Annotated in this window: 5 protein-coding genes and 1 pseudogene; 4 read left to right on the top strand and 2 right to left on the bottom strand. The window is 72.3% G+C overall.

Annotated features, from left to right (window positions below; translation table 11 throughout):
* Nucleotides 1-793 (bottom strand): methyltransferase domain-containing protein (locus ACWEN6_RS40685; RefSeq protein ID WP_452577539.1); only part of this gene is annotated, 793 nt, incomplete at its 3' end.
* Between the two features lie 260 nt (nt 794-1,053).
* Between ACWEN6_RS40685 and ACWEN6_RS40680 the strand changes: the two genes are divergently transcribed.
* Together ACWEN6_RS40680 and ACWEN6_RS40675 are read left to right on the top strand one after the other, a co-directional pair.
* A complete protein-coding gene (locus ACWEN6_RS40680; RefSeq protein WP_452577537.1) occupies nt 1,054-4,989 on the top strand; it encodes an nSTAND1 domain-containing NTPase in 3,936 nt (1,311 codons plus the stop codon).
* Between the two features lie 277 nt (nt 4,990-5,266).
* Complete coding sequence (locus ACWEN6_RS40675; RefSeq protein ID WP_354916825.1) at nt 5,267-5,653, top strand: hypothetical protein; 387 nt, start codon at nt 5,267-5,269, stop codon at nt 5,651-5,653.
* 20 nt (nt 5,654-5,673) lie between these two features.
* On the opposite strand, the gene dapB is transcribed toward ACWEN6_RS40675, so the two are convergent.
* A complete protein-coding gene (gene dapB / locus ACWEN6_RS40670) occupies nt 5,674-6,477 on the bottom strand; it encodes a 4-hydroxy-tetrahydrodipicolinate reductase (protein ID WP_452577535.1) in 804 nt (267 codons plus the stop codon).
* 180 nt (nt 6,478-6,657) lie between these two features.
* Here dapB and ACWEN6_RS40665 point away from each other — a divergent pair, with 180 nt between their 5' ends.
* Together ACWEN6_RS40665 and ACWEN6_RS40660 are read left to right on the top strand one after the other, a co-directional pair.
* The gene (locus ACWEN6_RS40665; RefSeq protein WP_354916819.1) at nt 6,658-6,900 is read left to right on the top strand and encodes a hypothetical protein; all 243 of its coding nucleotides are present in this window, start codon (nt 6,658-6,660) and stop codon (nt 6,898-6,900) included.
* A gap of 302 nt (nt 6,901-7,202) precedes the next feature.
* Nucleotides 7,203-7,455 (top strand): annotated as a pseudogene (locus tag ACWEN6_RS40660) (serine/threonine-protein kinase); the annotation flags it as partial.

Genomic DNA, 7,455 nt, shown 5'->3' with positions numbered 1-7,455 from the left:
CCAGGTGCGCGTCGATCTCGGCGTCGTCGGCCAACCCGGCCGCGAGCAGCTCGCCGCGCACGTGCCGTATGGTCGCCGCCTCCAACCGGTCGCAGGCCGGCCCGCCGACCGGGAACGAGCCCGCCGCGGCGACGTCCACCAAGCCCGCCTCCCGCAATGCCCTGGGCAGCGTCCGGCCGTAGCGCAGGTCGGCGCCGCGGCGCGCCAGCAGCTCCCGGACCGCGTCGCGCAGCCGGTTGGCCCGCCGCTGCGCGGGGCCGCTGTCGTCCAGGCATGCCAATGGCTGCAGAGCGGTATCGGCGTCCTCGACCAACAGCCAACCGCCGGGCCGTAGCGCCGCCGCCATCGTGGCCAGCGCCCGGGCCCGGTCGGGCAGGTGGACCAGCACGAGGCGGGCGTGCACCAGATCGAACGTCCCCGGTTCCGGGGGCGGATCAGCGACGACGTCGTGCCGGCGCACCTCGTACCCGTCGCCCGCCTTCAGCCAGGACGGGTCGATGTCGGTGGCCAGCACGTACCCGGTCGGGCCGACGGCCGCCGCGAGCGCCTCGGGGATGCTGCGGCCACCCGCCCCCACCTCCCAGCAGCGTGAGCCGGCCCTGACCCCGAGCCGGTCGAAGTGCGCGCGCGTCACACCGTCGAACAGCTCGGCCAGCCAGACGAATCGCTCGCCTGCCTCGGCGCGCGCGTTGTCCAGCAGGTACCCGCGGGCGGGCTCTCCACCGGGCACGGTGGTCACGCCGGTCGGATCCGGTCGGCCACCGACGTCCGGCGGGCGAGGCGAGGAGGTCATCACCACATGGTCGACCTCCCCGCGCCGCCACGCCACAACGACGGCAGAGGCATATCTCACACAACGACACCGCCACCGCCATCAGCCGCAAGCGCCGTGTTCTGTGCTCTACCGAGCCGCCCGTGACCCGAGGCACGGCGAGACGGCGCGTCACTAATTATCATTTATCGGCCCTTGGCGAATTGCTACATTGGTCGCACGTTTTACCTGGCGTGGGAAGGCTCACCAGATGGCGCTGATCGTGTTCGTGCCGGGCGCGGATGAACGCTGACTCGCCGGATCCCGAAGGTCCTGGTCAGGATTCCGCCGTCCCTGAGTCCGGTTACTCGGTGGAGGTCAGGGAATCGCAGGGCGTCCAGGTCGGTGAGCGGAACACCCAGATCAACTACACGTATAACAGGCTGACCTGGGTGGACGGATTGGCGCCGCCGCCGCTGGTGAGCGTGTCGGGAGAGATCGATTCCCCCTACCGGGGGCTGAATGCGTTCGAGGAACAGGACGCCCCATTCTTTTTCGGGCGGGAAGCGGCCGCGGGCGAGATACTTGACCGGATGGCGCGCCAGTTGACGGGAGCCGGCCTTCTCGTCGTCTCCGGGGTCTCGGGCGCGGGCAAGTCCTCACTGCTGCGCGCCGGGGTCATTCCCCGGATCAGGGGGACCGGGCTGGCGGGTGCACCCGAAGCGGCCACCTGGCCGTGCCTGGTGCTCACCCCCACCCCGTCCCCGCTCGATGAGCTGGCGCTGCGCATCGCCGTACTCGGCGGCGCCGGTGCGGGCGTGCTGCGGCAGGCGGCACAGTCGGACACGGCGGCCTTCGCGCTCGCCGTGCGGCAGGCCGCCCTGACGGCGGCACCGCCGTCCGCCGGGCCGCCGGACGCGGCGGCGGGGCAGCGCAGGCCGTCCAGTCCGCGGCTGCTGATAGTGGTGGATCAATTCGAGCAGGTTTTCACGCAGTGCCCGGATGAGGCGGAGCGCGCGGCGTTCATCGCGGCCCTCCACGCGGCGGCGACGCTGAAACACGGAGCGGAACAGCAGCCGGCCGCGCTGGTCCTGCTCGGCGTGCGCGCCGACTTCGAGGCCCGCTGCGCGAACTACCCGGCGCTGGCCGACGCGGTCCAGAACCGCTACCTGGTGACCGCCATGACCGCGCGGCAGCTGCGGCTGGCCATCACCGAGCCCGCCCGGCAGGCCGGCGCCGAGGTGGCGCCCGAACTGGCCGACGTGCTGCTGGCCGAAATCCGGGCCCGGCAGCACGGCGGCTCCGGGCCGGGGGTGCTCCCCCTGCTGTCACACGCGCTCGACAAGGCATGGCGGTCCCGCTCAGGCCCGAACCTGACGCCGGCTGACTACGAGCGGACCGGCGGCATCGAACGGGCCGTCGCCGACAGCGCGCAACGCGCCTATGACCAGTTGACGGCCGGCCGGCAGGCGGCGGCCCGGCAGGTGTTCATCCGGCTGACCGCCGTCGGCGGGGACAACGTGGACACCGCGCAGCGGGCCACGCGAGCCGAGCTGACCGGTGGCCTCAGCGCCGCGCAGGCGCGCGACGTGGCGGCGGTCCTGGAAGCGTTCGCCGCCGAACGGCTGCTCACCCTGGCCGCCGACAGCGTGGAGATAAGCCACGAGGTGCTGCTCACCGCCTGGCCGCTGCTGCGCGACAGCTGGCTGGCGGATACCCATGCCGACCGCGTCGTCCGGACCCGCCTGCGGAACGCGGCGGCCGAATGGGACCTTCACTCCCAGGACCCCTCTTACCTGTACGGCGGCACCCTGCTCGAAGCCGCCACCGAGACGGTCGGCAGGATCGACGCCGATCCCGGGCGTAACCCGCCGCTCAGCCAGGCCGAGCGGGACTTCCTGCGGGCCAGTGACCGCTCTCGCCTCGCCCAGGCCCGCCGCCGCCGCGCGGTCCTGGCCGGCCTGCTCGCGCTCGCCCTCGCCGCCGTGGCAGGGGGCGGCGTCGCGCTGGTCAACGCGGCGAACGCCAACCGGCAGGCGGCCATCGCCAACCACCAGCACGCCATCGCGCTGTCCCGCCTGCTCGCCACCAAGGCGGTGTCCCTTGACCCCACCGACGCGGTCATCGCACGACGGCTGGCGGCGGCGGCCTGGCACGCGTACCCGACGAGCGAGGCCGGCTCCGCCATGGTGACGCTGCTGGCCGAGCAGCAGCAGTGGGGAATGCTGCCCGCCTCCACGCGCCAGGTGTCCCAGGTGGCGTTCAGCCCGGACGGGAAGCTGCTGGCGAGCAGCGACAATGATGGCACCGTGCGGATATGGGATGTGGCGACGTCCCGTCCGGTCGGCCCGCCGTTGCCCACCACCTCGCGGCCGGACGGCTACCCCGACTCGCTGGGACTCGCCTTCAGCCCCGACGGCAGGCTGCTCGCCGCCGCCGGTCACGACCGCAGGCTGTGGATCTGGAATGCGGCCGACGGCCAGCCCGTCGGGGTCCCGCTCCGGCCTGACGACCGGAACGCCTATACCGCACCGGATGTGGTGGCGTTCAGCCCGGACGGCAAGCTGCTGGCCGCCGGCTGCAACGACGGGACGGTCCGCCTGTGGGACATGACGGCCGGCCACCCGGCCGGCCCGCCGGCGCGGCAGTTCGTCGGCCCCTACCGCGCTGTGTCCGCCCTCGCGTTCAGCCCGGACGGCATGGTGCTGGCGGCCGGCACCGGCCGCGACGAAGGCCGGGTGCGGCTGTGGAGCATGACCACGGGCAGACTCCTCGGCGCGCCCCTCCGGGCCCAGCCCACCGGTCAGGACATCGGCGTCAACACGGTGGCGTTCAGCCCGGACGGCAAACTGATGGCCACCTACGCCGAGTCCGGCCTGGTGCGGCTGTGGGACCCGGCGACGGGCCGGGTCGTCAGGCAGTTCCCGTCCGGTGCCCCGGCCACCTTCGCCGAGGGGATGGCGTTCAGCCCGGACGGCCGGCTGCTGGCGGTCGCCGACGGCAATGATGACCTGATCCGGCTGTGGAATCCCGCCACCGGCCGGCAGACCGGCGAAACCCTCGCGGTCAACTCCACCGTTTCCTCGTACGTCAACGGCCTGGCGTTCAGCCCGCGGGGCCGCATACTGGCCGGCGCCGCCGGCGACGGCACGGTCCGGCTGTGGGACCTGGCCGCCCGCCGCTTCGTCGGCCAGCCGCTGCGCGCCGCGACGGGGAACGCCGCCCTGGTCATCTACGACCTGGCGTTCCGCGGGCAAGGCGACCTGCTCGCCGCCCTCAGCAGCGACGGCCTGGTCCGGTTGTGGAATCCTGCCACCGGCCGGCAGGAAGGGGGGCCACTCCAGGTCGGCGACACGTCGTTCAGCGGCGGCTCGCTGGCGTTCAGCCCGGACGGCACCCGGCTCGCCATCGCCGGTTACACCTTGAAGCTCGGCTACCGGGCGCTGGTCCGGGTGTGGAACCCCGTCACCGGGCGTCCCGCCGGACCGTGGCTACAGCCGGCCGGCACTACCAGCCTGCTCAAGGAGGTGGCCTTCAGCCCGGACGGCGACCTGCTGGCCGCCGCAGGCGACGCCCCAATGATCACCCTGTGGGACCGGTCCGGCCGCCGCCGCGTCATCACGACCGGGGGCGATAAGGACCCAGATCCGTCCGGGCTCGCGTTCAGCCCGGACGGGACCCTCCTCGCCGGCGGTCTCGGCAACGTGCTACGCATGTGGAATCCCATCACCGGCCGGCCCGCCGGCGTGCCCGTCCCGGTGAGCAGCGACACGACGGTGACCATCTCCTCGATCGTGTTCAGCCCGGATGGCAAACTGGTGGCCACGGCCGACGGAGCGGGCACCGTGCAGCTATGGAACCCGCTCACCGGCCACCGCGTCGCGCGGCCGCGGCCGCTGCCGCGCTCGGTCGGCATCTTCAAGCTCGCGTTCAGCCCGGACGGCAGCCTGCTCGCCGGCGCGGGCTCCGACGGGACCCTGCGGCTCTGGGACCCGGCGACCGGCCGGTTGGTCAGCGAGCCCTTCCGGGCCGCCGACCTGACGGCCAACCTGCGGACCGTCGCCTTCAGTCCGGACGGCGCGGAAGTGGCCACCGCGGGCAACGACGGGGCGATACGGCGCTGGCGTGTCTGGCCGCTCACCCACCCCTACGAGGCGCTCTGCACCACCACGGGCGCCCCCACCAGCCAAGAATGGTCCAAGTATGCCCCCGATGAACCCCTGCCCGCGGTCTGCTGACCCATCCGGTGAAGCCAGGCCTCCCTGATCGGCCGCCGTGGTGCTCCGGTCAGCCAGAAGTAACTCTCGCAGCGCGGCCGTAACGTCGGCCGACCGTGGGCGTATGACCGGGTATGCGGTATGCGGTATGCGGTATGCGGGGCGGTCATGCGACCTGGTTTCCGAGTCCGGCAGGGCGACCGGTTGGACCCGGCGGTCCGGCTACACCAGCCTGGCCAACCTGACCAGCGGCATCGCCCGAACCAGTGGGCGCGATGCGTGAGCCGAGGGGGAATCGATGGAACCGGTTGCGTTGATCGTGACGGCACTCGCGGCCGGAGCGAGTTCCGGGGTGATCGAGGGACTGGCCGGCACCGTCAAAGAGAACGCGAACGCCGCCTTCGTCAAGCTGCTCGATCTGACGCGGCGCCGGTTCAAGGGAAACGCCAGTGCCGAGGTGATCCTGTCCGAGCACCAGAACGACCCGGCCACCTACGAGGCGCCGCTCGCCAAGAAACTGGCCGCGGCAGGTGCGGCCGACGACACCGAACTTCTCGCCGCGGCCAAGGCCCTGATGGAGCTCCTGGACCGATCGGGCGCGAGTCCCGGCAAGTACAACGTGACGATCAAGGACTCGAAGGGCGTTCAGGTCGGCGAGGACAACACTCAGTACAACACGTTCTGACAGTGTGGGATTGAGCAGACTCATCGGTCGCCCATGAGCAGCAGAGTGTCCAGGCCGCGTACCAGGCCGGTGTGGCCGGTCACCGCTCGGACGGCGAGCAGTGTGCCCGCGACGTACGGCGTCGGGGTGGACCCGGCGTCATGGCGGATGACCAGGCGCTCGTCCGGCAGCGCGAAGACGACCTCGGTCGAGACGACGAAGCTCGGCAGCCGCACCGAGTGCACCTGGGTGCCCGCCACCGTGGCGCCGCGCGCCTCGGCGTACCCGCTGGTCTCGCCGACAGGGACCTGCAAGGTAGGCGTGTTCACCTCGGCGAGCCGCTCGGCCAGCTCGCGGGCCGTCCCGCTCGGCGCGTCCGGCTTACCGGCCTTGGCGTAGTCGATGATCTCGCGGTTGGGCAGGTAGCGGGCGGCGAGCAGGGCGGCGGCCTGGGCCATCGCGGCGGTCAGGGAGAAGTTCCCGGCCGCGGCGACGCCCACTCCTGCCTCCCGGGCCGCGGCGTCGATGCGGGCGAAGTCGTCCGCGCTCAGGCCGGAGGTCCCGATGACGACCGACACCCCACGGCCGATCGCCGCCAGCACGTTGCCGAGCACCGCGTCGTGGGAGGTGTAGTCGACGAGCACGTCCACGCCGTCCAGCGCCTCCTCGACCCGGCCGGACACCGGGACGCCGTTCGGCGCGCCGTCCCAGACCTCGCCCAGGTCCTTCCCGGCGGCCGACCGGCTGACCGCCGAGCGCAACCGCAGATCGTCGGAGGCCAGGACGGCCTCGGCCACCGGCCGTCCGGTCCACCCGGTCGCACCTGCCACACAGACGGAAAGCATGGACGTTCCTCCGGTCGCTCCGCCTCGAATACCGACACCCGGCACGAGGAGATCAACGGTAGCGGCACCCGGACGTCCCCTCCCACAGGGAAGCCGGCGCTTCAGCGGAAAGGCGTCCGCCCATCGTTGATCGGCCTGTGGGCCTCATACCCCGGTATGAAGCCGGGTCATGTCGATAGGTTGGACGATGGGGTCCTGCCGGGCCACGGCGCGGAGGTCGTCACTGAAGCCGGTGCCGCTGAACAAGAGCAGTCGGGTGCGCTCGGCGTTGACGCCCTCGCGGGCACGGAGCAGGTCGCGGACCTGGTCGAGCCGACGCAGGTGCCCCAAGCCCATGACGTCGTTCCATTTGCATTCGCCGATGGCAAGGAGTTGCTCGCGCCGGTGCCGTCCTGGCCGAAGGCCGCGACATCGATCTCGTGAGCGGTCCGGTCGGCCGGGTCGGGGACGGTGCCGCCGGCCACGGTCGAGGGGGACGCCTTGGCGAGGAACGGGAACTCGTCGATGACCGCGACGGTGGGGCCGGCGGTGGCGATGCGCAGGAGCCGGGCCATGGCTTGGTCCCAATCGGCGAAGCGGAACGGGACGGGCTCGCCAACATGCGCGGCCAGCGCGTCGCCGAACTGCCGCAGCGCGTCGGTCTCGGTGGTCTCGGTGGTCTCGGCGTCTTCTCACGAGGGGATCACGCGATCCCCTATTGTCGGACCGACACGCTGGAGGGGTGGATGTCCGACCTGTCCCCGTTACGCACCGGTGAGCCGGGCCGGTTCGGCGACTACCGGGTGCTCGGCCGCATCGGTCAGGGTGGGCAGGGCACGGTGTATCTGGCCGAGTCGTCCGCGGGGGACCGGGTCGCGATCAAGGTCCTGCACCCCCACCTGATGATGGACCCGGACGCGGAGCGCCGGTTCCTGCGCGAGGTGGCCACGGCGCGGCGGGTGGCGACCTTCTCCACGGCACGGGTCATCGAGGTCGGCA

This window comes from Sphaerisporangium sp. NPDC004334, from assembly GCF_053602655.1.
Note: the sequence above shows the minus strand (reverse complement) of the source record. Positions and strands in the feature narration are given on the sequence as shown.